The sequence below is a fragment of the Protofrankia sp. Cr1 genome, assembly GCF_963555865.1.
Taxonomy (GTDB): Bacteria; Actinomycetota; Actinomycetes; order Frankiales; family Frankiaceae; genus Protofrankia.
On the sequence record NZ_CAUVXO010000107.1, the window covers coordinates 12,084 to 13,266 of the forward strand.

Here is a 1,183-nt window from a genome sequence, read left to right on the forward strand (position 1 = left end):
CGCCTGCAACCGCATCCGGTCGACGACGAACTCGTGCGGCTCACTCCACTTACCGACAGGCGAGGTGTCGAACTCGTCAACCGACTCTACGGTTTTCGTCATTCGGCACTCCTTCCGTGAGGTATTTGCATGGGATTGGGAGGTAACGAGCACTTCGCGCTCGGCTCATCCTGGTGATGTGCCGTGACTTCCAACGACCTGAGCGCGGCTCGAAACGACGCAGGCTCCCTTGAAGTTACGAACCGCCGCGGCGGTGGGGGCAGAGCGCTCGCCGGTGCAGGGGTGAAGCCCCCGGCGCGGGCGGCACGCGACCGCGGCTCAGTGCGACATGTCAGTCGAGCTCGAACAGGGCCGCGGCACCCTGGCCGCCGCCGACGCACATGGTGATCACGGCGTGACGAGCGCCGCGGCGCCGGGCCTCGATCAGCGCGTGGCCGGTCAGGCGGGAGCCGGTGGCGCCGTAAGGGTGGCCCAGGGCGATGGCACCGCCGTTGACGTTGAGGAGTTCGTCGGGGATTCCGAGCTTGTCGCGGCAATAGAGGACCTGGCAGGCGAAGGCCTCGTTGAGTTCCCACAGCCCGATGTCGATGATCCCGAGTCCGGCGCGAGCAAGCAGCCGGGGCACGGCTTCCACCGGCCCGATGCCCATCTCGTCCGGATCGCAGCCGGCTACCGCGAACCCGGCGAACCGGCCGAGCGGCCGCAACCCGAGGGCGGCGGCTCGGTCTTCGGACATCAGGACGCAGGCCGAGGCGCCGTCGGTGAACTGGCTGGCGCTGCCGGCGGTGACCGTTCCGCCGGGGAGCGCGGAGCGGATGCGCCCGATGCCCTGAAGGGTGGAATCGGGCCGGATGCCCTCGTCGCGCTGGGCTGTCACGGGCACCGCGATGAGGTCGCCACTGTCGGGATCGGTGGACGCCATCGCTGTCTCGATGGGATCGATCTCGTCGTCGAACCGGCCGGCTTCGCGGGCGGCAGCCGCCTTGAGGTGGCTGGCGAGCCCGTACTCGTCCTGGCGTTCGCGAGAGATTCCATAGCGCTCGGCGACCGTCTCGGCGGTGCGCAGCATCGGCCAGTACAGGGACGGCACATGCTCGTCGATCCAGGGGTCGATGAGCATGTGCCGGTTCATCTCGTTCTGCACACAGGAGATGGACTCGACCCCGCCGGCCACCAGGATGTC

General features: G+C 68.6%; 1 protein-coding gene. It reads right to left on the bottom strand.

Annotated elements, in window-relative coordinates:
* Positions 1 to 331 precede the first annotated feature (331 nt).
* The coding region (locus U9980_RS11280) for an acetyl-CoA C-acyltransferase (protein ID WP_322767871.1) at positions 332 to 1,183 on the bottom strand (852 nt) is incomplete at its 5' end.